General features: G+C 75.2%; 19 protein-coding genes. 4 read left to right on the forward strand and 15 right to left on the reverse strand.

What is annotated here, in order from left to right:
- Window positions 1-2 precede the first annotated feature (2 nt).
- The 3 genes from RM844_RS21930 (at window position 3) to RM844_RS21940 (ending at window position 3,937) form a co-directional block, all read left to right on the forward strand.
- A complete protein-coding gene (locus tag RM844_RS21930; RefSeq protein ID WP_311669028.1) occupies window positions 3-812 on the forward strand; it encodes an alpha/beta fold hydrolase in 810 nt (269 codons plus the stop codon).
- The gene (locus RM844_RS21935; protein ID WP_311669029.1) at window positions 809-1,993 is read left to right on the forward strand and encodes a glycosyltransferase; all 1,185 of its coding nucleotides are present in this window, start codon (window positions 809-811) and stop codon (window positions 1,991-1,993) included. The genes RM844_RS21930 and RM844_RS21935 overlap by 4 nt, the downstream gene beginning before the upstream one ends.
- Window positions 1,994-2,158: 165 nt before the next feature.
- Entirely contained in the window at window positions 2,159-3,937 is a 1,779-nt protein-coding gene (locus tag RM844_RS21940; RefSeq protein ID WP_311669030.1) for an ABC transporter ATP-binding protein, read from the forward strand.
- 64 nt (window positions 3,938-4,001) lie between these two features.
- On the opposite strand, the gene RM844_RS21945 is transcribed toward RM844_RS21940, so the two are convergent.
- The 15 genes from RM844_RS21945 to RM844_RS22015 all read right to left on the reverse strand — a co-directional run bounded on the left by RM844_RS21945 (window position 4,002) and on the right by RM844_RS22015 (window position 21,331).
- The gene (locus RM844_RS21945) at window positions 4,002-4,805 is read right to left on the reverse strand and encodes an SGNH/GDSL hydrolase family protein (RefSeq protein WP_311669031.1); all 804 of its coding nucleotides are present in this window, start codon (window positions 4,803-4,805) and stop codon (window positions 4,002-4,004) included.
- A 389-nt stretch (window positions 4,806-5,194) separates the two neighbouring features.
- Window positions 5,195-6,718 (reverse strand): FAD/NAD(P)-dependent oxidoreductase, encoded by a 1,524-nt coding sequence (locus RM844_RS21950; protein WP_311669032.1) that lies wholly within the window; start codon window positions 6,716-6,718, stop codon window positions 5,195-5,197.
- Window positions 6,702-7,058: a (2Fe-2S)-binding protein gene (locus tag RM844_RS21955; protein ID WP_311669033.1), complete on the reverse strand. Its 357-nt coding sequence runs from the start codon at window positions 7,056-7,058 to the stop codon at window positions 6,702-6,704. The genes RM844_RS21950 and RM844_RS21955 overlap by 17 nt, the downstream gene beginning before the upstream one ends.
- A complete protein-coding gene (locus tag RM844_RS21960; RefSeq protein WP_311669034.1) occupies window positions 7,055-8,233 on the reverse strand; it encodes an NAD(P)/FAD-dependent oxidoreductase in 1,179 nt (392 codons plus the stop codon). Before RM844_RS21960 ends, RM844_RS21955 begins: the two co-directional genes overlap by 4 nt.
- Entirely contained in the window at window positions 8,230-8,934 is a 705-nt protein-coding gene (locus tag RM844_RS21965) for a GntR family transcriptional regulator (protein ID WP_311669035.1), read from the reverse strand. Before RM844_RS21965 ends, RM844_RS21960 begins: the two co-directional genes overlap by 4 nt.
- Before the next feature lie 124 nt (window positions 8,935-9,058).
- Window positions 9,059-10,060, reverse strand: coding sequence for a proline racemase family protein (locus RM844_RS21970; protein WP_311669036.1), 1,002 nt, complete (start codon window positions 10,058-10,060; stop codon window positions 9,059-9,061).
- Entirely contained in the window at window positions 10,057-10,968 is a 912-nt protein-coding gene (locus tag RM844_RS21975; RefSeq protein ID WP_311669037.1) for a dihydrodipicolinate synthase family protein, read from the reverse strand. Before RM844_RS21975 ends, RM844_RS21970 begins: the two co-directional genes overlap by 4 nt.
- 135 nt (window positions 10,969-11,103) lie before the next feature.
- The gene (locus RM844_RS21980) at window positions 11,104-12,549 is read right to left on the reverse strand and encodes an aminopeptidase P family protein (protein ID WP_311669038.1); all 1,446 of its coding nucleotides are present in this window, start codon (window positions 12,547-12,549) and stop codon (window positions 11,104-11,106) included.
- Window positions 12,546-13,835, reverse strand: coding sequence for an alpha/beta fold hydrolase (locus tag RM844_RS21985; RefSeq protein WP_311669039.1), 1,290 nt, complete (start codon window positions 13,833-13,835; stop codon window positions 12,546-12,548). The genes RM844_RS21980 and RM844_RS21985 overlap by 4 nt, the downstream gene beginning before the upstream one ends.
- Window positions 13,835-14,725: an ABC transporter ATP-binding protein gene (locus RM844_RS21990; protein WP_311669040.1), complete on the reverse strand. Its 891-nt coding sequence runs from the start codon at window positions 14,723-14,725 to the stop codon at window positions 13,835-13,837. The genes RM844_RS21985 and RM844_RS21990 overlap by 1 nt, the downstream gene beginning before the upstream one ends.
- Window positions 14,722-15,624 (reverse strand): ABC transporter ATP-binding protein, encoded by a 903-nt coding sequence (locus RM844_RS21995; protein ID WP_311669041.1) that lies wholly within the window; start codon window positions 15,622-15,624, stop codon window positions 14,722-14,724. Before RM844_RS21995 ends, RM844_RS21990 begins: the two co-directional genes overlap by 4 nt.
- Window positions 15,621-16,616 (reverse strand): ABC transporter permease, encoded by a 996-nt coding sequence (locus RM844_RS22000; RefSeq protein WP_311669042.1) that lies wholly within the window; start codon window positions 16,614-16,616, stop codon window positions 15,621-15,623. The genes RM844_RS21995 and RM844_RS22000 overlap by 4 nt, the downstream gene beginning before the upstream one ends.
- Entirely contained in the window at window positions 16,616-17,575 is a 960-nt protein-coding gene (locus RM844_RS22005; protein WP_311669043.1) for an ABC transporter permease, read from the reverse strand. Before RM844_RS22005 ends, RM844_RS22000 begins: the two co-directional genes overlap by 1 nt.
- A gap of 1 nt (window position 17,576) precedes the next feature.
- Window positions 17,577-19,301 (reverse strand): ABC transporter substrate-binding protein, encoded by a 1,725-nt coding sequence (locus RM844_RS22010; protein WP_311669044.1) that lies wholly within the window; start codon window positions 19,299-19,301, stop codon window positions 17,577-17,579.
- Window positions 19,302-19,360: 59 nt separating this feature from the next.
- On the reverse strand, window positions 19,361-21,331 hold the full coding sequence (locus RM844_RS22015; RefSeq protein WP_311669045.1) for a glycoside hydrolase family 127 protein: 1,971 nt from the start codon (window positions 21,329-21,331) through the stop codon (window positions 19,361-19,363).
- 448 nt (window positions 21,332-21,779) lie between these two features.
- On the opposite strand from RM844_RS22015, the gene RM844_RS22020 reads away from it, so the two are divergent.
- The gene (locus tag RM844_RS22020) at window positions 21,780-22,682 is read left to right on the forward strand and encodes an MHYT domain-containing protein (RefSeq protein WP_394814568.1); all 903 of its coding nucleotides are present in this window, start codon (window positions 21,780-21,782) and stop codon (window positions 22,680-22,682) included.
- Window positions 22,683-22,789 lie beyond the last annotated feature (107 nt).

The following is a 22,789-nucleotide window of genomic DNA, read 5'->3' on the forward strand; positions in this document are numbered from 1 at the left end:
AGGTGACCAGGATCGCGACCGGGGAGATCACCACCCACGTCCAGCGGTTGGCGGCGCACCGGGCGCCGGACGCGGCCGGCGAACCACCGCTCGTCGTCTTCGTGCACGGCCTGCTGACCGACTCGCTGGCCAGCTACTACTTCACCCTCGGCCCGGCGTTCGCCCGGGCCGGGGTGGACGTCCTGATGTACGACCTGCGCGGCCACGGCCGCAGTGAACGCCCGCGCTCCGGCTACCGGTTGGAGCACTTCGTGGGCGACCTGGCGGGCCTGCTGGACGCCCTCGGCGAGCACCGCCCGGCCCACGTGGTGGGCAACTCCTTCGGCGGCACGGTGGCCACCGCGCTGGCCGCCTGGCACCCGGAGCGGGTGGCCACCGCCACCATGATCGAGTCCGAGCCGCCGGTCGCCGAGTGGGCCAACCACATGGCGGACGGCCTCGCCGACGCCCGGGCCCGGCTGGTGCACGACGAGGCCATCGCCTGGATCGCCGCCCACCACGGGGCACACACCGCGCGACTCTCCCGGTCCGCCGCCCGCATCCTGGCGAGCACCACGCTGGCCGACGACGTGCCGGCGAGCCGGGTCATCGACGACGGGCTGGCCGAGATCCGCTGCCCGGTCCTGGCCGTCTTCGGCGACCAGTCGGGGCTGGCCGCCCAGGTCCCCACGCTCCGCGCGGCACTGCCCGACTGCCGGACCGTGGTGCTGCCGGACCAGGGGCACTCGGTGCTGGTGGAGCGGCCCGAGGAGACCCGGGCCCTGGTGCTGGACTGGGTGCTGTCGCACCGCCCGGCGGAGGTGCGCAGGTGAGCCGCTTCCTGCTGGTGGTCCCGCCGCTGGTGGGGCACATCAACCCGCTGGTCGGGGTGGCCGCCGAGCTGCGCCGCCGGGGCCACCAGGTGGCCTGGGCCGGCCACACCGGGCAGATCCGGGCGCTGGCCGGCGAGGGCAGCGCGGTCTACGACTGCCAGGTGCCGGAGGTCTCCCGACCGCCGGACCTGACCGGGCCGGCCGCGTTCCGGCTGCTGTGGCGGGACGTGTTCCTGCCGCTGGCCCGCCGGATGGCGCCCGGGGTGCGGGCCGCGCTGCACGCCTTCGAGCCGGACCTGGTGGTCGCAGACCAGCACGCGCTGGCCGGCGCGCTGGTCGCCGAGGCGTCCGGGGTGCCGTGGGTGACCACGGTCAGCACCTCGGCCGAACTGGCCGACCCGCTGGCCGGGATGCCGAAGGTCGCGGCCTGGCTGGCGGAGCTGCTGGCCGGGCTGCGGGCGGAGATCGGCGACCCGGCGGCCACCGGCGACCCACGCTTCTCGCCCTACGGCTCGGTGGCCTTCACCGGCCGGGAGCTGCTGGGCGGGCAGCCGCTGCCGGCCCCCGGGATCGAGCTGGTCGGCCCGGTCGTCGCCGACCGGCCGGAGCGGTCCGACTTCCCCTGGCACCGGCTGCCGGCCGACCGGCCGCTGGTGCTGGTCAGCCTGGGCACGGCCAACGTGGACGCCGGCGACCGCTTCCTGCGGGAGGCGCTGGCGGCCCTCGGCGCGGCCGGCGACCGGCTGGCCGGGGTGCTGGTCGACCCGGCCGGCACGCTGGCCGACACCACGCCGCCGCGCCACGTGCTGGTCCTCCCGCGGGTGCCGCAACTCGCCCTGCTGCCCCGGATGTCGGCGGTGGTCTGCCACGGCGGGCACAACACCGTCTGCGAGTCGCTGTGGCACGGCGTCCCGCTGGTGGTGGCGCCGATCCGGGACGACCAGCCGATCGTCGCCGGCCAGGTGGTGGCCGCCGGGGCCGGCGTCCGGGTCCGGTTCGGCCGGGTGACGGCCGCCGGCCTCGACGCCGCCCTGGCCACCGTGCTCGACCCGGCCAACGGCCACCGGGCGGCGGCGCGGGCGGCGGCCCGTTCGCTGCGCGCGGCCGGCGGCGCCGGGGCGGCGGCCGACCTGCTGACCCGGGTGGCCGCCGGCCGGCTACCCACGCCGACCCCGCACTGAACCACCCACCGCCGCACCCGGAACGCACCCGGAAGGCACCCGCGCCACCCACCGACACCACCACTCCCACCCACCGACACCACCACTCCCACCCACCGACACCACCACTCCCACCCACCGCCCACGTTTCGCGCCCCCCGTCCCCCCACCCCACGGGAACCCCACATGCGCCCGGCACCCTCCCCCGGCTCCCCCTCGCTGACCCTGCTGCGCTACGCGCGTCCACACCGCCGGGTGCTGCTCGCCAGCCTCGTGCTGGTGCTGCTGGCCAGCGCCGCGGGGCTGGCCCAACCCCTGCTCGCCCGCACGGTCTTGACCTCGCTGTCCGAGGACGGCGGGGTGCTCTGGCCAGTGCTGGCCCTGGCCGGCCTGGTGGTGGCCGGCGCGCTGCTGACCGGGCTCCAGTCCTGGTGGCAGCAGCGCACCGCGGAGCGGGTGGTGCGGCAGGTGCGCCGGGACCTGGTACACCGGCTGCTGCGGCTACGGGTCGGCGAGCTGGACCGGCACGCCCCCGGCGACCTGGTGGCCCGGGTCACCTCGGACTCCACCCTGCTGCGGAACGCGGCGACCGAGGGCCTGGTCAACGTGGCCAGCGGAGTGCTGAGCGTGGCCGGCGCCCTGGTGCTGATGGGGGTGGTGCACGCCGGGCTGCTCGCCGTGACGCTGGGCGTACTGGTCCTCGTGGCCGCCCTGTTGGGGGTGGTGCTGCCACGCATCCGGCGGGCGGTGGCGCGCGCCCAGGGCGCGGTCGGGGCGGTCGGCGCGGCGCTGGACCGGGCGCTGGGCGCGGCCCGCACGGTGAAGGCGAACGGCGCCGAGGCGCGGGAGACGGCCACCGCCGAGGCGGCCGTGGACGAGGCGTACCTGGCGGGGCTGGCCGGCGCCAGGTACGGCGCCTGGACGGCGGTGCTGACCGGGGTGGCCGTGCAGGCCGCGTTCCTGGCGGTGTTGGGGGTGGGCGGCGCGCTGGTGGCCGCCGGCTCGCTGGACACCCCGTCGCTGATCGCGTTCCTGCTCTACGTCTTCTATCTGGCCAGCCCGCTGGGCGCGTTGGTGGGTGGGCTCGGGATGCTGCAGGCCGGGCTCGGCGCGGTGGGCCGGATCGAGCAGGTCGCCGGGCTGCCGGTGGAGGAGGACGTGGACGTGCCGACCGAGCAGTCGCCGGCCGAGGCGCCGTCGGTGGAGCTGCGGGAGGTGTCGTTCGGCTACCCGGGGCGCGGCCCGAGCCTGGCCGGGGTCAGCTGGCGGGCGCCGGCCGGCGGGCAGACGGCGCTGGTCGGACTCTCCGGGGCGGGCAAGACCACCACCTTCGCGCTGTTGCAGCGGTTCTACGAGCCGGACGCGGGCGCGGTGTTGATCGGCGGCCGGGACATCGCGACGCTGGGGCGCGCCGAGTTGCGCCGCCGGATCGCCTATGTGGAGCAGGACTCCCCGGTGCTGGCCGGCACCCTGGAGGCCAACCTGCGGTACGCGGCACCGGCGGCGAGCGACGCCGAGGTGGCCGAGGTGCTGCGGGCGACCCGGCTGGACGGCCTGGTGGAGCGGCTGCCGGACGGGCTGGCCACCGAGGTCGGCACCCGCGGGGTGGCGCTCTCCGGCGGCGAGCGGCAGCGGCTGGCCATCGCCAGGGCGCTGCTGCGCCGCCCGCAGGTGCTGCTGCTGGACGAGGCGACGGCCCAGCTGGACGCGCGGAACGAGCAGGCGCTGCGGGAGGTGGTGGAGACGGTGGCCCGCGGCTGCACGGTGATCGTGATCGCGCACCGGCTCTCCACGGTCACCGGCGCGGACCGGATCGTGGTGCTGGAGCGGGGCCGGGTCCGGGCGGTGGGCACCCACGACGAGCTGGTGGCGGCGGACTCCCTCTACCGGGAGCTGGCCGCCTCGCAGTTGCTGACCGGGGACGTCGCCGACGAGCTGTCCGGTGCGGCCCCGGCCCGCGACTGACCGGCGCGCGGCGAGGCGCCCACCCCGTGGGGGTGGGCGCCGGTGCCGTCGGCCGGTCGGTGGATCAGCCGGTGATGGCGGTCAGCGCGGCGAGGTAACCCTCCCGGTGGCCGGCCGCGTTGGGGTGGTACGACTCGCGCAGGTTGCTCCACTCCAGGCTGGTCAGCCACACGGGGCCGTCGGAGCAGATGGTGTGCGGGTCGAAGACCGGCCGCGCGTCGAGGAAGGTGAAGCCCGCCTCGGCCGCGCGGGCCGCCATGATCTCGGCCAGCGTGTCGGCCGCCCCGTTGAGCGCGGTGCGCTCCCGGTCGCTCAGGCCGAGGATGCCGCAGCTCCCCTCGATGGTGTAGAGGCGCGGGTAACCGACCACGATCACCTGGGCGTTGGGGGCGGCGGCGCGCACCGCGGCGTAGGTCTGGGCGAGCGCGGGCGAGAGCACCTCACGGGCGGCCTGCTGGGCGAGGGCGGCCCCGTTCAGGCAGTCCTGGTCGTCGATGGTGAGGATGCAGTTGGTGAGGACGTCGACGAACCCGACGTCGTTGCCGCCGATCTGCAGGGTGACCAGGGTGGTGTCCGGGGTGACGGCGCCGAGCTGGTGCTCGACCAGTTCGGCGGTGGTGTGCCCGGAGCAGGCCGCTTCCACGAAGTCCACCGAGGGGTGGGCGTCGGCCCACAGCCGGGGGTAGGTGAGCGGGCCGCGCCGGCAGGCGTCGTCCGGGTCGTCGTAGGTCTCCGTGCCGACCGCGACGGTGTAGGAGTCGCCCAGGGCGACGTACTTGCCGTCGGCGGCCTGCGCGGTGGGGGTGAGGACCAGGACCGTGAGCGCGGCGGTCAGGACCGAGATGAGTAGGGCTCTTAAGGAGCGCACCGGAACCTCGCTGTTGTTTCGGACATGGACATGACAATAACGGCCTACCTCTGCCGGCGGCTCCGTAATCCTTTTCCGACCGGTCACTCCGATCGGCCACCAAACCGCCACCCGGCTGCTGGACGCGCGTCAACCGGGCGCCCAACACGCGGACGGGGGTGGGTGGTTGGGCTCGGGGTCGGCGGGCCGCGCCGGTCGCTGCCCCCGGCACCCCGGCCCCGGCCGGGCCCGGCGGCGGCGCCCCGGCGCTGGGACTGGCCGGCGCTGCCGGCGGCTCGGGCCCGGCGCCCGGCGCCGCTCTCCCCGGCTCGGCACCCGCGAGGCCGCCGGCCCGCTGCTTCCCCAGCACCGCCCGCTCGCCCGGCCGTCCGACGCCGCCGCCCGGCCCGCTACTCCCCCGGCCCCGCCGGCTCGCCCCGTTCGGTCAGGCCGTCCGGCCCGTCCGACGCCGCCGGCTCGCCCGGCTCGCCGGGCTTCGCCAGTTCGGCCAGTTCGGCCAGGGGGACCGGGGCGGCGAGCGGGCGGGTGGCGGTGGCCCGGAGGTCGTCCGGGCGCGGCCGGCGGCCGGCGGCCTCGGCCGCCAGGCAGGCGGTGGCGAAGCCGCACATCCGGCCCTGGCACCAGCCCATGCCGGCCCTGGTCAGCATCTTCACGGTGCGCGCGTCGTCCGCCGCCAGCTCGTCGGTGGCGGCCCGCACCGTCGCCAGGTCCACCTCCTCGCACCGGCAGACCACGGTGTCCTGGCGCAGCCAGCCGCTCCAGCCGGCGGGCACCGGGTGCGCCAGGTGCATCGCCCGGGCGAAGGCGCGGTGCGCCGCGACCCGGGCCCGCAGCCGGCGGGTGACCCGGCCGGCGACCGGCCGCCCGGCGGCGGCCAGCCCGGCCAGGGTGCCCTCGGCCACGCTCAGCGCGGCGCCCCCGACGCCGGTCGCCTCGCCGGCCACGAACAGCCCCGGCACGTCGGTGCGTTGTTCCTCGTCCACCACCACGACCAGCGAGCCGTCCACGTCCAAGCGGGTCGCCGCGCCGAGTTGCAGCGGCAGTTCGAGGGCCGGCGTGAAGCCCCAGCCGAGCGCGACCAGATCGACCTCCACCACGGGGCCGTCCGGGGTCGGCACCCCGGCCGCGTCCACGGTGCCGCGCCGCACCGCCCGCACCCGGTCCTCGCCCAGCACCTCGGCGACCACCGTGCGGGTCAGGTACGGAATCCGGTGCCTGGCCAGCGCGGCCACGTACCCGGCGCCCTCCGCCGCCTTGCCGGGCACCCGGGCCACCGCCGGCAGGTGCCGGGTCCAGGACAGCGGGGAGCCGGCCTCCCACACGCCGACCACCCGGGCGCCGGCCGCCGCCAGGCCGGTCGCCACCGGCAGCAGGAACGGCCCGGTGCCGGCGACGACCGCCCGCCGGCCGGCCAACGCCCGCTGCCCCTTCCACAGCGCCTGGGCGCCGCCGGCCGCCAGCACTCCGGGCAACGTCCAGCCGGGCACCGGGAGTTGCCGGTCGGCGCCGCCGGGGCAGAGCACCAGCGTCCGGGCCAGCGCCGCGCCGGGGGTGGACGCCACCCCGTCGTGGGTGGCGGTGGTCTCGATCCGGAAGCCGGGCTCCTCGCGGGTGACCAGCCACACCTGTCGGCCGGGCCGGTAGTCCAGCCGGCCGGCGGCGACCTGGGCCCGCAGGCCCCGGCGGAGCGCCAGGAACCGGCCCCAGTCGTGCTGGCCGGCCGCCTCGTCCGGGGCGTCGGAGCCGTCCGGCGCCGGGCCCGGGTGCCGCCAGAACTGGCCACCGGGCCGCTCGCCGGCGTCCAGCAGCAGCACCGAAGCGCCACCGGCCGCGGCGGTCACGGCGGCGGCCAGCCCCGCCGGGCCCGCGCCCACCACGGCGAGGTCGAAGGGCCGGTCAGGCGGGGTGGTCATGGTGCTCCTCGCGCGGGTCGGTCTCCTGCGGTCCGGCCGTCTCCACCGAACCGATCTCGGTCGGGGCGCCGGCGGTCAGCCGCATCCCGTCGGCCACCGGCTCCAGGCAGGCCCGCCTGGCGGGCCGCCCGTCCACCGTGATCAGGCAGTCGAAGCACATGCCGATGCCGCAGAACAGGCCGCGCGGCCGGCCCCGGCCGCGGGTCTCGCGCCAGGCGGTGACGCCGGCCGCGTGCAGCGCGCCGCCCACCGTCTGGCCCGGCCGCGCCGGCACCGGGCGGCCCTCGAAGTACAGGGTCAGCCGCTCCGGTCCTACGGTCTGCCGGTCGTCGCCGCTCATGCCGCGAGCCCCTCTCGTTCCGGTGCGAACGGCGCCAGGCCGAGCGCGGTCGGGGTGCCGGTCAGCGCCTGGGCGAGCAGCTGGCCGGTGCCGACGGACAGGCCGATGCCGGCGCCCTCGTGCCCGCAGGCGTGCCACAGCCCGGGGGCGCGCGGGTCCGGCCCGATCACCGGCAGGTGGTCCGGGCAGTACGGCCGGAACCCGTGGTACGCGCGGATCGCCCGGACCCCGGCCAGCGCCGGGAACAGGCCCAACGCGCCCCGCGCCAGGGCGCCGAGGGCCGCCGGGGACGGCCGCCGGTCGAAGCCGACCCGCTCCCGGGTGGAGCCGATCAGCACCGTCCCCGCGGGGGTGCCCTCGATCACCGGGGAGGACTGGAGCGCCGCGTCCGAGCTGCCGACGTCGCCCACGTACTCGGCGGCGTACACCTTGTGCCGGATGGTCGGCGGCAGCGGCTCGGTGACCAGCACGAAGCCGCGCCTGGGCAGCACCGGCAGCCGGACGCCGGCCAGCGCGGCGACCTCGCCGGCCCAGGTGCCGGCCGCGTTGACCACCGCGGCGGCCGACACCCGGCGGCGCGGGGTGCGTACCCCGGTCACCCGGTCGCCGGTCCGCAGCAGCCCGGTGACCGGCTCGTGCGGCAGCACCATCGCGCCCGACTCGCGGGCCAGCCGCAGTAGTTGGGCGACCAGCAGGACCGGTTGCACCTGGGCGTCCTCGGGATAGTGGGCGCCACCGGCCAGCCCGGGCCGCAGGTGCGGCTCCAGCTCGGCCAGTTCGTCCGGGTCCACGTCCAACGCCTCGATCCCGGCGTCTCGTTGACGTGCCGTCAGCTCGCGCAGCGCGGCACGGGAGGCCTCGGTGGCGGCCACCACCACGCCACCCTTGGCCTCGAACTCCCAGCGGGGGCCGTACTCGGCCAGCTCGGTGCGCCACACCCGCTGGGAGTGCCGGGCCAGGTCCAGCTCGGGGCCGACGTCCTTGTCGGAGACCAGCACGTTGCCCTCGCCGGCGCTGGAGGTGCCGCCGCCCGGCGCGCCCCGGTCCAGCACCACCACCCGCAGCCCGGCCCTGGCCGCGAAGCAGGCGGTGGCCGCGCCCACCGCGCCGGCCCCCACCACCACCACGTCACAGCGCAGCGCGCCGCCCTCGGCCGCCGCCGGGTCGGCGGTCACGAGGCACCGCTCTCCGGGGCGCCGTCCACCGGGGTGCCGCGGGCCCACTTGCCGCGCACATGGCCGATGTGCCGCACCATCAACTCCCGGGCGCCGTCCGCGTCCCGCCGCTCCACCAGGTCCAGCAGCTCGTGGTGCTCGCGCGCTGAGGACTCCAGCCGGCCCGACTCCAGCAGCGGGGTCAGCCCCAGCAGCCGGGTGCGGGAGCGCAACTCCGAGACGATGGTGACCAGTTGGCTGTTGCCGGCGTAGCCGAGCAGCGCCAGGTGGAAGACCCGGTCGGCGTGGATGTAGCCGACCAGGTCGCGTTCGCGCACCGCGGAGACGATGGCCTCGGCCAGCTCCCGCAGCCGGGGGAAGTCCGCCGCCGGCACCAGCGGCACCACGTCCCGCACGGTCGGCGGCTCCAACAGCAGCCGGACGTGGGTCACCTCGTCCAGCTCCGTCTCGGGCACCACCCGCACCCGGTAGCCCTTGTTCGGCAGCGCCTCCACCATGCCCTCGCGGACCAGGTCCAGCATCGCCTCGCGCACCGGCGTGGCGGAGATGCCGAACATCGCGCTGAGCGTCGGTGCCGAGTACACGGCGCCGGGCCGCATCTCCCCCGAGATCACCGCGGCCCGCAGCGCGTCGGCGACCATCTCGCGCAACCGCTCGCGCTTGGACAGCGGCCCCAGTCCCGCGATCGGCGCTGTTTCCATCTTCCCCTCCGAAACCATCACGTGTTCCTACTCCCCGGCGACCGTCCCGGAGACCTCCCGGCGGCCTTCCCGGCGGCGCCGGGACCCGCACCGCGCTGTGCGGGCCCCGGCCGACCAGGGTCCCTCAGACCACGAACCCCCGAGGGAACGGGTCGTCCGGGTCGAGGAGGTACTGCGCCGTCGCCGTGATCCAGGCGCGGCCCCTGATCGTGGGCACCACGGCCGGCACCCCGGCGACCTCCGTCCGTTCCACCAACCGGCCCGTGAAGTGGGTACCGATGAACGACTCGTTGACGAAGTCGGTGTCCAACGGCAGTTCCCCGCGGGCGTGGAGCTGGGCCATCCGGGCGCTGGTGCCGGTGCCGCACGGAGAGCGGTCGAACCAGCCGGGGTGGATGGCCATGGCGTGCCGGGAGTGCCGGGCGGTGGAGCCCGGTGCCTCCAGGTACACATGGTGACAGCCCACGATGTCGGGCCGCTCCGGGTGCGTCGGCGCGTCCGACTCGTTGATCGCGCCCATGATCGCGAGCGCCGCGTCCAACATCCGTCCGCCGGACGCCCGTTCGAACGGGATGTCCAGGTCGGCCAGCCGGACCACGGCGTAGAAGTTGCCGCCGAAGGCCAGGTCGTAGCGGACCTCGCCGAGGCCCGGCACCGGCACCGTCCGGTCCAGACCGACCGCGAACGACGGCACGTTGCGGATGGTGACCGAGCGGGCGGCGCCGTCCTCGACGGCGACCTCGGCCACCACCAGGCCGGCCGGCGTGTCCAGGCGGACCGTGGTCACCGGCTCGACGACCGGCACCATGCCGGTCTCCACCAGCACCGTGGCGACCCCGATGGTGCCGTGGCCGCACATCGGCAGCACGCCGCTGACCTCGATGAACAGCACGCCCATGTCGGCGTCCGGCCGGGTCGGCGGCTGGAGGATCGCGCCGCTCATCGCGCTGTGCCCGCGCGGCTCGTTCATCAGGAACTGCCGCAGCTCGTCGCCGTGTGCCACGAACCAGGTGCGGCGCTCGGCCATGGTGGCGCCGGGCATGACCCCGACGCCACCGGTCACCACGCGGGTCGGCATCCCCTCGGTGTGGGAGTCGACCGCGTGCAGCACCCGGGCGCTTCTCACCGGTGCCCCAGGGCGAGCACCGCCTCGGTGTCCGCGACCACCCGCGCCGCGACCTCCGGCGCCAGCGGGGTGCGCGGCGGGCGGCAGCCGCCACCCTTGAGGCCGACGACGTCCATCGACAGCTTGATGGACTGCACGAACTCGACCTTGGAGTCCCAGCGCAGCAGCGGGTGCAGCTCCCGGTAGAGCGGCAGCGCGCGGGCCACGTCGGCCGGGTCGCCCGAGGTGGCCAGCCGGTACAGCTCGACGGTGGCCAGCGGCAGGGCGTTCGGGTAGCCGGCGATCCAGCCGACCGCGCCGGCCAGCCCCAGCTCCAGGAGCACGTCGTCGGCGCCGATCAGCAGGTCCAGGTCGGGCGCCTGCTCGCGGATCTGGTAGGCGCGGCGCACGTCGCCGGAGAACTCCTTGACCCCGACGATCAGGCCCTCCCCGGAGAGCCGGGCCAGCAGCTCGGGGGTGAGGTCCACCTTGGTGTCGATCGGGTTGTTGTAGGCGACGATCGGCAGCCCGACGGCGGCGGCCTCCCGGTAGTGCTCGACCACGGCCGCCGGCTCGGCCCGGTAGGCGTTGGGCGGCAGCAGCAGCACGGAGCTGGCGCCGGCCTCGGCGGCCTGCGCGGTCCAGCGGGCGGCCTCCAGCGCGCCGTAGGCGGCGACCCCGGGCATCACGCCGAAGCCCTCGGGGGCGGCGGCGACCGCGGTCTCCACCACGGCGGCCCGCTCGGCGTCGGTCAGCGTCTGGTACTCGCCCAGCGACCCGTTGGGGCAGACCCCGTCGCAGCCGTTCGCGGCCAGGAAGCGGACGTGCTCGGCGTAGCCGGCCAGGTCGACCTCGCGGTCGTCGGTGAACGGCAGGGCGGTGGCGACATGGACGCCGTGCCATGCCTGCCGCGGGGTGGTGGTGCTCATTGCTCTCCGATCGGGTTCACGGAGCACGGAGGTGCTCGCGGGTGACTCGGTCGCGTGCCGGACCGGCACGCGGGGAAACTAGAACGTGGGTGACGTGGGTGACGTGGGTGGGGGCGACGGGGGCGGGGCGCGGGGTCAGAGCAGCGGCCGCGCCCAGTCCTCGATGCCGGTGGCGGAGATCGGCAGCGCGTCCGACAGCACCTCGGCACCGCCGCCGGTCACCAGCAGGTCGTCCTCCAGCCGCACCCCGACGCCGCGCAGCTCGGGCGGCACGGTCAGGTCGTGGGCGTGGAAGTACAGCCCCGGCTCGACGGTCAGCACCATGCCGGGCGTCATGGTGCCGCCCTGGTAGCTGGCGTACTCCGAGGCCGCGCAGTCGTGCACGTCGAGCCCGAGGTGGTGGCCGATGCCGCAGACCAGGTAGCGCCGGTGCTGCTGGCCGGCGGGCGAGAGCGCCTCGTCCACCGAGACCGGCAGCAGGCCCCAGTCGTGCAGGCCCCGGGCGATCACCTCCATCGCGGCGAAGTGGAAGTCGGTGAACGCCCGGCCGGGGCGCACCTGTGCCAGGCCGGCCAGGTGCGCCGCCTCCACCAGGTCGTGCACCCGCCGCTGCGCGTCGTCGAAGCGGCCGCCGGGCGGCACCGTCCGGGTGACGTCGGCGGTGTACAGCGAGCGGGTCTCCACGCCCATGTCCAGCAGCAGCGGCGCGTCCGGCAGCACCGGGCCGTCGCAGCGCACCCAGTGCAGGGTCGGCGCGTGCGGCCCCGAGCCGACGATGGTGGCGTAGCCGGGGCCGTTGCCGACGGTGCGGGCGTGCCGGTCGAAGGTGCCCTGGAGCCAGCGTTCGCCGCCGCCCGCCACGGCGGCCGGGATCTCCCTGACCACCGCCTCGAAGCCGGCGACGGTCTGGTCGACGGCCTCCCGCAGCTGGGCGATCTCCCAGTCGTCCTTCACCATCCGCAGGTCGGCGAGCGCGGCGGCCAGCCCGGGGTCGGGGCGCAGCCCGTGCGCGGCGACCAGCCCGGCCGCGGTGCCGGGGGTGGCCAGCGCGCCGCCGACGCCGGCCAGCGCCTCGGCCAGCTCGGCCAGCGGCCGGACCGGCACGCCCAGCGCCTCGGCCCACTCGGCGACGCCGGGCGAGGCGCCCACCCACAGCTCGCCGTGCACCGGGTCGGCGAAGAACCCGGGCTGGCCTGGCCGGGCCGGCGGCGGCAGGAACAGCGTGGCCCGGTGGTCGGCCGGGTCGGTGCCGACGGTCAGCACCAGCACCGCGTCCTCGACCGCGCAGCCGGTCAGCCACACGAAGTCGCTGTCCGCCCGGAAGTCGTAGAAGGTGTCGTTGCTGCGGACCGGCGCGCGGCCGGCGCCGGCCACCACGGTGGCCGGGCCAGTGCGCTCGGCCAGCCGGGCGCGGTGCGCCGCGGCCGAGCCGGCCGCGCCGGGGATCAGGGCGACCGGGGTCGGCGGCCGGTCCCAGCCGGCGGCGATGGCCGCCGTGAAGGCGGGCACCTCGGCCAGCCGGGGCGGCCGGGTGCCGGCGTGCGGCGGGCGCGGCGGGCGGCCCGGTGCCGGGTTGGTCATCGCAGTTCTCCTCCACGGTCCCTGACCAGCTCCCGCAGCCGGGTCAGCACCCGGCCGCTGCCGATCCCGTCGTGCTCGAACTCGTTGGTCACCCACACCTGCGTGTTGCCCACCGACTCGGCGGTGGCCAGCTGGAGTTGGGCGTCGACATACATGTCGTCGTGGTAGACGGCGGCGGCCAGCGGCACCTCGTTGGCGGCCAGCCGGGCCGGGTCGTAGAGCCGCGGCCAGTCCGTCCGGGCGGCCAGCGCCTCCACGGCGGCGCGGAACGGGCGCAGCGCCCGCACCTCGGCCACCATCCACGGGTAGGCCATCTCGCCGGTGAAGTAGAGCGGCCTGGCGTCCGGCGCGAAGCGCGGCTGTCTGGCCAGCTCGCGCTGGGCGGCCCAGCCGGTGGGGCCGCTGGCGGCCTCGCCGTAGATGGTCTCCTGCATGGTCCAGAAGAGCGGGTTGGCCACCCCCGAGGTGCGCGCCCGCACCTGGTCGAGGAAGGTGTCGGAGAGCCGGTCGGGGGCGGCGAACGCGTCCTCCAGCAGCCAGTGCAGCCGCTCGGCGCCCGGCTTCATGCCGAGGTCCAGGCCGAGCGACTGGAACCGGTGCACGGTCAGCTCGTCGCCGTCCGGCAGCCGGACGCCGCCGGCCGCCAGCAGGTCGGCGACGGCCCCGACGGTCGCCTCGTCCTGCGGGTAACTCCGGTAGAAGGCGCGGTTCTTGGCGGCCGTCCTGGGATAGGTGCGGCGGTAGACCTCGGCCGCGTCCGGCGGCAGCCCCGGCAGCCCGCCGGTGACGTAGCAGGCGGTGAGCGCCTCGGGCGCGCGGGAGAGGTAGGCCAGGGTCAGGAAGCCGCCGTAGCTCTGCCCGAGGGTGGCCCAGCGCCGGCCGCCGTAGACGGTGCGGCGCAGGTGCTCGGCGTCGGCCACGATGGCGTCGGCCCGGAAGTGCCCCAGGTACTCGGCGCCGGCCGCGCCGGAGCCGAGTCGGGTCATCAGGTGGCCGTCGACCGGGCTGCTGCGGCCGGTGCCGCGCTGGTCCAGCAGCACCACCCGGTAGTGCGCCACCGCCTCGGCCAGCCAGCCGGAGCGGTCCAGCGGGCGCGGCCCGCGCCCGCCGGGGCCGCCCTGGAGGAAGAGCAGCAGCGGCAGGTCCTCGGTCCGGCGCTCCGGCGCGCAGACCTCGCGGGCGAAGACCGTCAGCTCCCGCCCGTCGGGCGCGTCCCAGACCAGCGGGACGGTGACCCGGTGCTCACGCAGCCAGAGGCCGCCGAGCGGGTATCCGTCGTCCGGCATCACGAATCTCCTTGCTCCGGGGTGGCGTTCTGCTCCAGCGTGGCGGCGGCCGCGGCCCGTTCCCGGGCGCGGGCCCGGCGGGCCGCCTCCCACTCGGGGCGGATGCGGGGCACGGCGGCCAGCAGGGCGCGGGTGTACTCGTGCCGGGGCGCGGCGAACAGCGCGTCCCGCTCCCCGGTCTCCACCACCCGACCACGGTGCATCACCGCGACCCGGTCGGCGATCTGCCGCACCACGGCCAGGTCGTGCGCGATGAAGAGATAGCCGAGGCCCTCCTCGCGCTGGAGCCGGCGCAGCAGGTTGATCACCTGTGCCTGGACGGAGACGTCCAGCGCGGAGACCGCCTCGTCGCAGACCACCACCTTCGGCCCGACGGCCAACGCCCGGGCGATGCCGATGCGCTGGGCCTGCCCGCCGGAGAACTGCGCGGGGTAGCGGGTGGCGTGGTCGGGGTTGAGCCCGACGCGCTCCAGCAGGCCGCGGGTGAAGTCGCGGGCGCCGCCGGGGATGGGGCGGCGCTGGTAGGTGAGCGGCGCGGTGACGATCCGCTCGACGGTGTGCCGGGGGTTGAGCGAGGAGTACGGGTCCTGGAAGACGACCTGCACCTCGGAGCGGAACCGGTGCAGGTCGGCGCCGGTCAGCCGGGTGACGTCGGTGCCCTGGAACCGGACGGTGCCGGCGGTCGGGTCCAGCAGCCGGGCCGCCAGCCGGGCGGTCGTCGACTTGCCCGAACCGGACTCGCCGACCAGCGCCAGGGTCTCCCCGGCCCGCAGCTCCAGGTCGACCTCGTCGACCGCGCGCGTCACCCGCCGGCGGCCGAGCGGTCCGCCGCGCAGCGTGAACTCCTTGACCAGGCCACGGGCCTCCAGCAGCGGCTCCGAAGGGCTCATCGGTCACCTCCCTGACGCGGGGTGGAATCGGCTCCAGGGCCGGCCGCGGACTCGACCCCGTCGGCCACCGAGCGCAGCTCGCCGACCTCGTCGTCCAGCCGGGGTACCGCGTCCAGCAGCGCCTGGGTGTAGGGGTGGCGGGGGTCGGAGAACAGCCGCTCGGTGGCGGCCCGTTCCACGCAGGCTCCGGCCCGCATCACCACCACCTCGTCGGCGATCTCGCTGACCACCGCCAGGTCGTGGGTGATCAGGATCAGCCCGGCGCCGGTGTCCCGCCGGACCTCGGCGAGCAGCGTGAGGATCTGTGCCTGCACGGTGACGTCCAGCGCGGTGGTCGGCTCGTCGGCGATCAGCAGGTCCGGTTCGGTGCACAGCGCCATGGCGATCATGACCCGCTGCCGCATGCCGCCGGAGAACTGGTGCGGGTAGTGGTCGACGCGGCGGGCCGCGTCGTTGATGTGCACCCGTTCCATCGCCTCGATCGCGACCCGGCGGGCCTGCCTGCGCGAGGTGCCGCGGCGGTGCGCCAGGTACGCCTCGGCGATCTGGGTGCCCACCGGGTAGTACGGGTTGAGCGAGGAGAGCGGGTCCTGGAAGACCATCGCGATCCGGTCGCCCCGCACCCGGCGCAGCTGCCGGTCGTTGAGCGCGGAGATCTCCCGGTCCGCCAGCCACACCCGGCCGGCGCGGCGCGCGCCGGGCGGCAGCAGGCCCATCACGGCCAGGCTGGTCATGGACTTGCCGGAGCCGGACTCGCCGACGATGCCGAGCGAACCGCCCGGCGGCACCGCGAAGTTCAGCTCCCGCACCACGTCCACCGGGCCGCCCGGGGTGTCGAAGGTGACGGTCAGGTCCTCGACCCGCAGCAGGTCCTGCCGGGTCTCGGGGGCGTCGCTCATGCCGACTTCACCCGCACTCTCGGGTCCAGGGCCGTGTACACCAGGTCCACGACCACGTTGCCGACGACGACGAACGCGGCGGCCAGCAGGGTGACCCCCATGATGACCGGTTGGTCGTTGCGGGCGATCGAGTCGGCCGTCATCTTGCCCACGCCGTTCAGTCCGAAGACCGTCTCGGTGATCAGGGCGCCGCCGAGCAGGCCGGCGAAGTCCATGCCGAAGATGGTGGCGATCGGGGTGAGCGCCGGCCGCAGCGCGTGCCGGCGGATCACCTGGTGTTGGGGCAGGCCCTTGGCCCGCGCGGTGCGCACGTAGTTCTCGCCGAGGGTGTCGATCACGTTGGCCCGGGTGAGCCGGGCGTACACCGAGGCGTAGGCGAAGGCCAGCACCATCCAGGGCATCAGATAGCTCTGGAACCAGCGGGTCGGGTCGTCCGAGAAGGCCACCGCCTGCGGGAAGGGCAGCCACTCCAGCTCGACCACCAGCACGTACTGGAGGACCAGCGCGAACACGTAGTTGGGGATGGAGATGCCGGAGAGCGCCACCACCATCGCGCCGCGGTCCCACCAGGTGCCCCGCTTGAGGGCGCCCAGCAGCCCGCCGGCGACGCCGACCAGCAGCCACAGCACGGCGGCGCCGACGGCGACCGTCACCGAGACCGGCAGCCGGTCGGTGATCATGTCCCAGACCGGCTGGCTGGACTGGAAGGAGTAGCCGAGGCACGGGGCCGCGCACTCGGTCGCCGACGCGCCGACGCCGTAGGTGCGGCCGGCGAACAGCCCGCCGAGGAAGGTGAGGAACTGGGTGAGCAGCGGCTTGTCGAGCCCGAGGTTGGTGCGGATCTGCTCGATCAGCTCCGGCGTGCAGTTCTTGCCGCAGATCTGCACCGCCGGGTCGGGCGAGAGCACGAAGAACACGCCGAAGGTGAACAGGCAGACCAGCAGCAGGATGAGGACCACCCCGCCCAGTCGGGCCACCAGGAACCGGGCCATCAGCGCACCCCCTCCTGGTCCAGGACCGCGCGCAGCCGGTCGCCGAGCACGGTGAACGAGAGCACCAGCAGGAAGAGGAAGGCGCCCGGGATGGCGAAGTAGGTGGGGACCACGGAGTACCAGTTCACCGAGGAGGCGATCATCTGCCCCCAGGACGGGGTCGGGGGCACCACGCCCACGCCGAGGAAGGAGAGGCCGGCCTCGGTGCCGATGTAGCCGGGCACCGCCAGGGTGGTCATCACGATGATGGTGGACCGCAGGTTGGGCAGGATCTCCCGGAAGACGATGGCCGCCCGGCTCGCGCCGGAGGCCCGCGCCGCCTCCACGAACTCCCGCTGCGCCAGGGACATCGTCTGCCCGCGCACGATGCGGGCCAGGTAGGGCCAGCCGAAGACCGAGATCACGACGACCAGCAGCGTGGCGCGGTTGCCGGCGGGCAGCGCGGAGAGGATCGCGATCATGAAGATCAGCGCGGGGAAGGCCATCAGGAAGTCCATGACCCGCGAGATGACCCAGTCCACCCGGCCGCCGAAGAACCCGGCCAGCAGGCCGAAGACCACGCCCAGCAGGGTGGTCAGCGCGGTCGCTGAGAGCGCGATCAGCATGGAGACCCGGGCGCCGTAGACGATCCGGGCGAAGATGTCCCGCCCGCTGCCCGGTTCGACGCCGAACCAGTGCTCGCCGCCGGCACCGCCCCAGTCACCGATCGGCATGCCGGCCAGGTCGGGATCGACGGCCGTCTGGTCGAACTCGTAGGGGCCCCAGCCGCTCAGCTTCACGATGAGCGGCGCGAAGAGCGCCATCAGCACGATCAGCAGGATGTAGGCGCCGCTCAGCACGGCGCCCTTGTCGCGCAGCAGGGCGCGCCAGGCCCGGGGGCGCGGGGGCGGCGGCGCGCCGTCCTTCACGGACGACGCGCCCCCCTCCTCCCCGGCCAGCTGTGGTGTCGGGATCGCCATCTCAGCCCCGCTCGGGGTCCCGGAGGCCGACGAGCACCAGGTCAACACCGCCGGTGGCGGCCCCGGGCGAGGAGTGCAGACCCGTCAGGTTCTCCCCCGGCAGCGCGAGCGCCGACTCGACGACCAGCGGCACGATCGGCGCCAGCTCCATGATCTGCTCGTCCAGCAGGCCCCACTCCGCGTTGGCCGCCGCCAGGTCGGTGATCGCCCGGATCTCGTCGATCCGCTCGTTGACGGCCTCGTCGTTGATCTGGGCCAGGTTGGAGTTGCCGACCTCGGTGATGTTCCGGCCGTCGAAGAGCGGCGGCAGGAACGTCGAGGCGGAGGACGCCCAGTCCGGGCACCAGCCGGTGATCGCGGCGTCGCTCTGCAACGCGGGGGTGCCGATGGTCTCGTAGTAGGTGGAGACGTCGATGACGTTGAGCGAGACGTCGATGTCGACCTTGGCCAGCGCCTGCTGGATCGCCTCGGCCTGGGCCTGCATCTTCGGCTGCGCCCTGATGTCCAGCGTCATGGCGAACCCGTCCGCGAACCCGGCCTCGGCCAGCAGCGCCCTGGCCGCCTCGACGTCCCCGGCGTTCCCCTCGCTGGGGTAGAGGTCGAACTCGCGGTGGCCGGCGACGGCCGGCGGCAGGATGGTGGTGGCGGCCTGGGCGAGCAGCGTGCCGCCGCTGGCGGTCTGCACGGCGGCCCGGTCCACGGCCAGGTTGACCGCCTGCCGCACCCGCACGTCGTCGAACGGCTCCTTGGTGGTGTTCAGCCCCATGTAGGTGGTGCACACGCCGGGCAGTTCCAGCAGCCGCTCCTGGAGCTGCGGCGTCTGCACCCGGGCCAGCGTGGCGGGCTGGATGGCGCCGGCGAACGCGTTGACGTCCGCGCCCTGGCCGGCGAGCAGCCGCTCGTCGATGGTGGCCGGGTCGAGGCCGATCACGATGTTCCAGGCGTCCGGGTAGGCCGCCCGGACGTCGTCGGTCTCCGGGTCCCACGCCTCGTTGCGGACCAGCTCGATGGAGCTGCCGGGGGTGTAGGAGTCCAGCTTGTAGGGCCCGGAGGCTATGAGGTCGTTGATGAACTCGTCGCCGGCCCCGGTGCCCTCGGGGAACGGCACGAAGGTGGGCTGGGAGACCACGGAGCCGAACTCGGGAAAGGGCGCCTTGAGATGGAAGACGATGGTGCGGTCGTCCGGGGTCTCGATGGTCTCCAGCGGGCCCGACCGGTAGGGGCCCTCGTAGTCGTCCGGCGCGTCGATGACCTGCTTGGCGTAGGGCGAGCCGATGCCCAGCTCCGGGTCCCAGGCGCGGGAGACGCCGAACTTGACGTCCGCCGAGGTGATCGGCTGCCCGTCCTCGAAGGCGACGCCTTCCTTCAGGGTGAACGTCCAGCTCAGGCCGTCATCGGACGGGGTGCCCAGGTCGGTCGCCAGGTCCGGCACCACGGCGGACGGGTCGTCGGAGTCGCCGGGGGCCGAGGTGGTCAGGGTGCGGTAGACCAGCCGGTAGAAGTTGTTGACGCCGCCGTCGAACCCGCGGGCCGGGTCGAGGTAGGAGAAGTCGGCGTTCTGCAGCATGGTGACGGTACCGCCACGGGCCGGGGTGTCGGTGAACGAGGCGTCCCCGCCACCGTTGCCGCCTCCGCCGCCGTCGGCACCGCCGCCGCCGCACGCGCTGAGCGCGAGGGCGCCGGTGGCGGCGAGCGCGGCCACTTTCACAAGAGCGGATCTTCTCACCTTGCTCCTCTCGGGTCCCCGGGCTCGTGGCCGAGCCCGGGCGATCGACGGGTCACCCGTCAGAACTGCCGCAGCCACACGCGCATGGCTTCGGCCTGCCGGTTGCCCCACAGGAAGTAGGGCACCAGCCGCACCGGCACCCGGTCCCGGTCGGCGACCGCCGGCTCGGGGGTGACCTCCGGGTACAGGGCGGAACTCGCCGGGGGCGCGACGGCCAGCCGGGCGCGCAGCGTGACGGCCGGCTCCCCCCAGGTCTCCTCGTCCCGCGTCACCTCGACGCCGGGCAGGTCGGCGGGGGTCAGCACCAGGTCGTCGACCGGGGCGCCGGCGTCCTGCTGCTCGACGCAGTACACGAGCGGCCCACGGAGCACCGCCAACGAGCCGCGCGCCGCGTCCAGATGGGGGTGCGCGGTGACCGCGCGGACGGCCAGCGGCAGCTCCAGCACCACCTGGTCGCCGGGCGCCCAGGCGCGGGTCAGCCGCAGCCAGCCGGGGGCGGCCGGGACCGGCGCGCCGTTCACCGTGGCGGTGGCGTCCCGCGCCCAGCCGGGCACCCGCAGGGTCAGCGTCCGCTCGCCCGCGGCGGCCCGGTCCACGGTGACGGTCACCCGGCCGTCCCACGGATAGTCGGTGCGCACGGTCACGTCCAGCGGCTCGCTGCGGAACTCGGCGTCCGCGTACAGCGCCAGGGTCAGTTCGGTCGGCGCGGCCACCGCCAGGTGGTCCTGCAACTGGGCCAGCCAGCGCACGATGTTGGGCGGGCAGCACGGGCAGCCGAACCAGTCCCGGCGCAGCGGCGGGCCACCCGACTCGGCCCCGCTGCGCTGGTCGTGGTCGGGCCGGCGCTGGAGCGGGTTGTCGTAGAAGAAGGCGCGGCCGTCGGTCGAGGTGCCCACGGCGAACGCGTTGTAGAGCACCCGCTCCAGCACGTCCAGGATGTCGGCCCGGCCGGTGGCCAGGAACAGCCGCCAGCCCCACTGCATGGTGCCGATGGCGGCGCAGGTCTCGGCGTAGGCCCGCTCAGCCGGCAGCTCGTAGCGGTCGCCGACCGCCTCGTCGGAGTGCCGGCTGCCCAGCCCGCCGGTCAGGTACAGCTTGCTGGCGACCATGTCGTCCCAGAGCGCGGCCAGTCGGACCAGCAGCTCGGGGTCGTCGCCGTCCAGGCAGAGGTCGGTGGCGCCGGCCGCCAGGTAGACCATCCGGACCGCGTGGCCGGTGAGCGAGGGCAGCTCGCGCAGCGGCACCTCGTCCTGGAAGTAGGACGGCGGGAAGACACTGTGCCGCAGCCGGCCGGCGCCGCGGCGGTCGACGAAGAGCCGCGCCTGGGTGCGGTAGGACTCCTCGCCGGTCTCCCGGTACAGCTCGACCAGCGCCATCTCGACCTCGGGGTGGCCGCAGTAGAGCGGCTCGCCGTCCGGCCCGTAGCGGGCCACCACCAGGTCGGCGAACCGGCGGGCGACGCGCAGCAGTCGGTCGTCGCCGAGCTGCCGGGCGGCGGCCACCGCGGCCTGGATCAGGTGCCCGAGGTTGTACAGCTCGTGGCCCCAGGCCAGGTCGGTCCAGGGCGACTTGGCGGCGGTCGGGCCCTGGAAGTAGGTCCCGAGGTAGCCGTCCGGCTGCTGCGCTGCCTCGATCAGCGCGACGCTCTCGGCCCAGAACGCCTGCCCGTCGGGGCCGGCCGCGCCCCGGGCCAGCTCGTAGACCAGGCCCTCCAGCGTCTTGTAGACGTCGGTGTCGAGGAACGGGTAACGCCCCTGGTAGGCGGGGGTCTCGGTGGCTGCCCCGGCCGACTCGGCCGGCCCGGGCAGCAGGCGGCGGAAGTTGCTCAGGTTGCCGGCGCGGGTGACCTCGGCGAGCGCGTGCGGCAGCGTGGCGACGCGGTTGCGCTCCTGCCAGCGACCCAACAGGCCGCCGGTGACCCGGGCCCCGGCGACGCCCAGGGGCCGACCGGGCCGACCGGCGACCCGCACGGCCGCGGCGCCGGAGGCGGCACGCGGCGAATCGTCGTGCGGGGAGGTGGAGATGGTCATCGCGATCCCGTCGTCGACGGCGCCGGGAGGGGCGCCGAGCGGGCACTGAAATGTCGTGGGTGACATTGCACTGTCATCGAGTTCCCCGCGCAAGAGGCGCGGGTAACGTTTCTGTTACCCCCACTTCAGGCCCGGTTTGCCCGCGAAACACCGGAAATCAACCGACACCCGGGCCAACCCCCGCCCGACCGGAAACGCACCTGACGCGCCACCAACTCGGCGTCACCGTCGGCCGGTTGACGCCAGCCATGCGACCGCCACGCACCCGCCCCCCGACCCCACTCCCCCGCGACCACCGAGGGGGAAACCGCCCGGGATCACCGACTGGTAACAGTTACCCCCTTGGCGCATTGTGTGCACAAGTCGATGTGTTAAGTAGATGTGCGCACCACTTCCACACGTTTGTGTGGGGCCGGTCGCCGCCCGACGCACTCACGACACCCCGGTCGTGCGCGCTCCACCCCGCAAGAACAAGGGGGCCCCGCTGATGGCGGAGCTGTTCGACGACTCCGGCTACGACCTGGTGACACCCGTGGCGGCCTACCTGATGGCCTTCCTCGGCAGCGCGCTCGGCCTGCGCTGCACCACCCGCGCCATGTTGGTCACCCACTCCTGGCGTCCCGGCTGGCTGGCGCTCGGCGCCGGGGCGATCGGCTCCGGTATCTGGACCATGCACTTCATCGCCATGCTCGGCTTCCATGTCCCCGGCGGCGAGATCCGGTACGACCTGCCGCTGACCTTCCTGAGCCTGGGCGTCGCCGTCGTGGTGGTCGGCATCGGGGTGTTCGTCGTCGGCTACCGCGGCGCGAGCCCGCTGACCCTCGGCGTGAGCGGACTGGTCACCGGGCTCGGCGTCGCCGCCATGCACTACCTGGGCATGGCCGCGATGCGCGTCTCCGGCTCCGCGATCCACTACGACCCGCTGACCGTCGCCGCCTCCGTGGTGATCGCCGTCGTGGCGGCGACCGCCGCGCTGTGGGCGGCCGTTCAGGTCCGCGGCATGCTGTGGAGCCTGGCCGCCAGCCTGATCATGGGTGTGGCGGTGACCGGCATGCACTACACCGGCATGGCCGCCCTCACCGTCCACCGGCACGCGGGCGGCCCGACCGGCTTCGACGGCGTCTCCTCGGTGCGGCTGGTGGTGCCGATGCTGGTCGGACCGATGGTCTTCCTGCTGCTCGCCGCGGTGATCGTGATGTTCGACCCACTGATGGTGATGGGCACCCCGGACGAGGCCCGCGCCACCGCCCCCACCCCCCGCCGCCCGGCCAGCCCGGCCGCCACCCCCGTCCCGGACCCGCACCGGCCGCTCCGCGACTGGCCCACCGAACGCCCGCCCGGGCGGGGGTAGCCGCACCGGCCGACCGGCCGGGCGACGCACCGTCGACCGCCCGCACAGCCGGCCGGACGCCGCCCCCACCGGCCGGGCCCCGGTGCGGGCTCGCCGCGGGCCTGGTC

Origin of the sequence: Streptomyces chisholmiae (assembly GCF_031845445.1) — a bacterium.
GTDB classification, from domain to species: Bacteria; Actinomycetota; Actinomycetes; order Streptomycetales; family Streptomycetaceae; genus Streptomyces; species Streptomyces chisholmiae.

What these genes read in the sequence shown, in the direction of transcription:
- RM844_RS21985 (WP_311669039.1), bottom strand. Translation starts at nt 13,835, where the DNA reads ATGCCGGACGACGGATACCCGCTCGGCGGCCTCTGGCTGCGTGAGCAC.
- RM844_RS21940 (WP_311669030.1), top strand. Translation starts at nt 2,159, where the DNA reads ATGCGCCCGGCACCCTCCCCCGGCTCCCCCTCGCTGACCCTGCTGCGC.
- RM844_RS21990 (WP_311669040.1), bottom strand. Translation starts at nt 14,725, where the DNA reads ATGAGCCCTTCGGAGCCGCTGCTGGAGGCCCGTGGCCTGGTCAAGGAG.
- RM844_RS21980 (WP_311669038.1), bottom strand. Translation starts at nt 12,549, where the DNA reads ATGACCAACCCGGCACCGGGCCGCCCGCCGCGCCCGCCGCACGCCGGC.
- RM844_RS21955 (WP_311669033.1), bottom strand. Translation starts at nt 7,058, where the DNA reads ATGAGCGGCGACGACCGGCAGACCGTAGGACCGGAGCGGCTGACCCTG.
- RM844_RS22015 (WP_311669045.1), bottom strand. Translation starts at nt 21,331, where the DNA reads ATGACCATCTCCACCTCCCCGCACGACGATTCGCCGCGTGCCGCCTCC.
- RM844_RS21975 (WP_311669037.1), bottom strand. Translation starts at nt 10,968, where the DNA reads ATGAGCACCACCACCCCGCGGCAGGCATGGCACGGCGTCCATGTCGCC.
- RM844_RS22005 (WP_311669043.1), bottom strand. Translation starts at nt 17,575, where the DNA reads ATGGCGATCCCGACACCACAGCTGGCCGGGGAGGAGGGGGGCGCGTCG.
- RM844_RS21965 (WP_311669035.1), bottom strand. Translation starts at nt 8,934, where the DNA reads ATGGAAACAGCGCCGATCGCGGGACTGGGGCCGCTGTCCAAGCGCGAG.
- RM844_RS22000 (WP_311669042.1), bottom strand. Translation starts at nt 16,616, where the DNA reads ATGGCCCGGTTCCTGGTGGCCCGACTGGGCGGGGTGGTCCTCATCCTG.
- RM844_RS21995 (WP_311669041.1), bottom strand. Translation starts at nt 15,624, where the DNA reads ATGAGCGACGCCCCCGAGACCCGGCAGGACCTGCTGCGGGTCGAGGAC.
- RM844_RS21950 (WP_311669032.1), bottom strand. Translation starts at nt 6,718, where the DNA reads ATGACCACCCCGCCTGACCGGCCCTTCGACCTCGCCGTGGTGGGCGCG.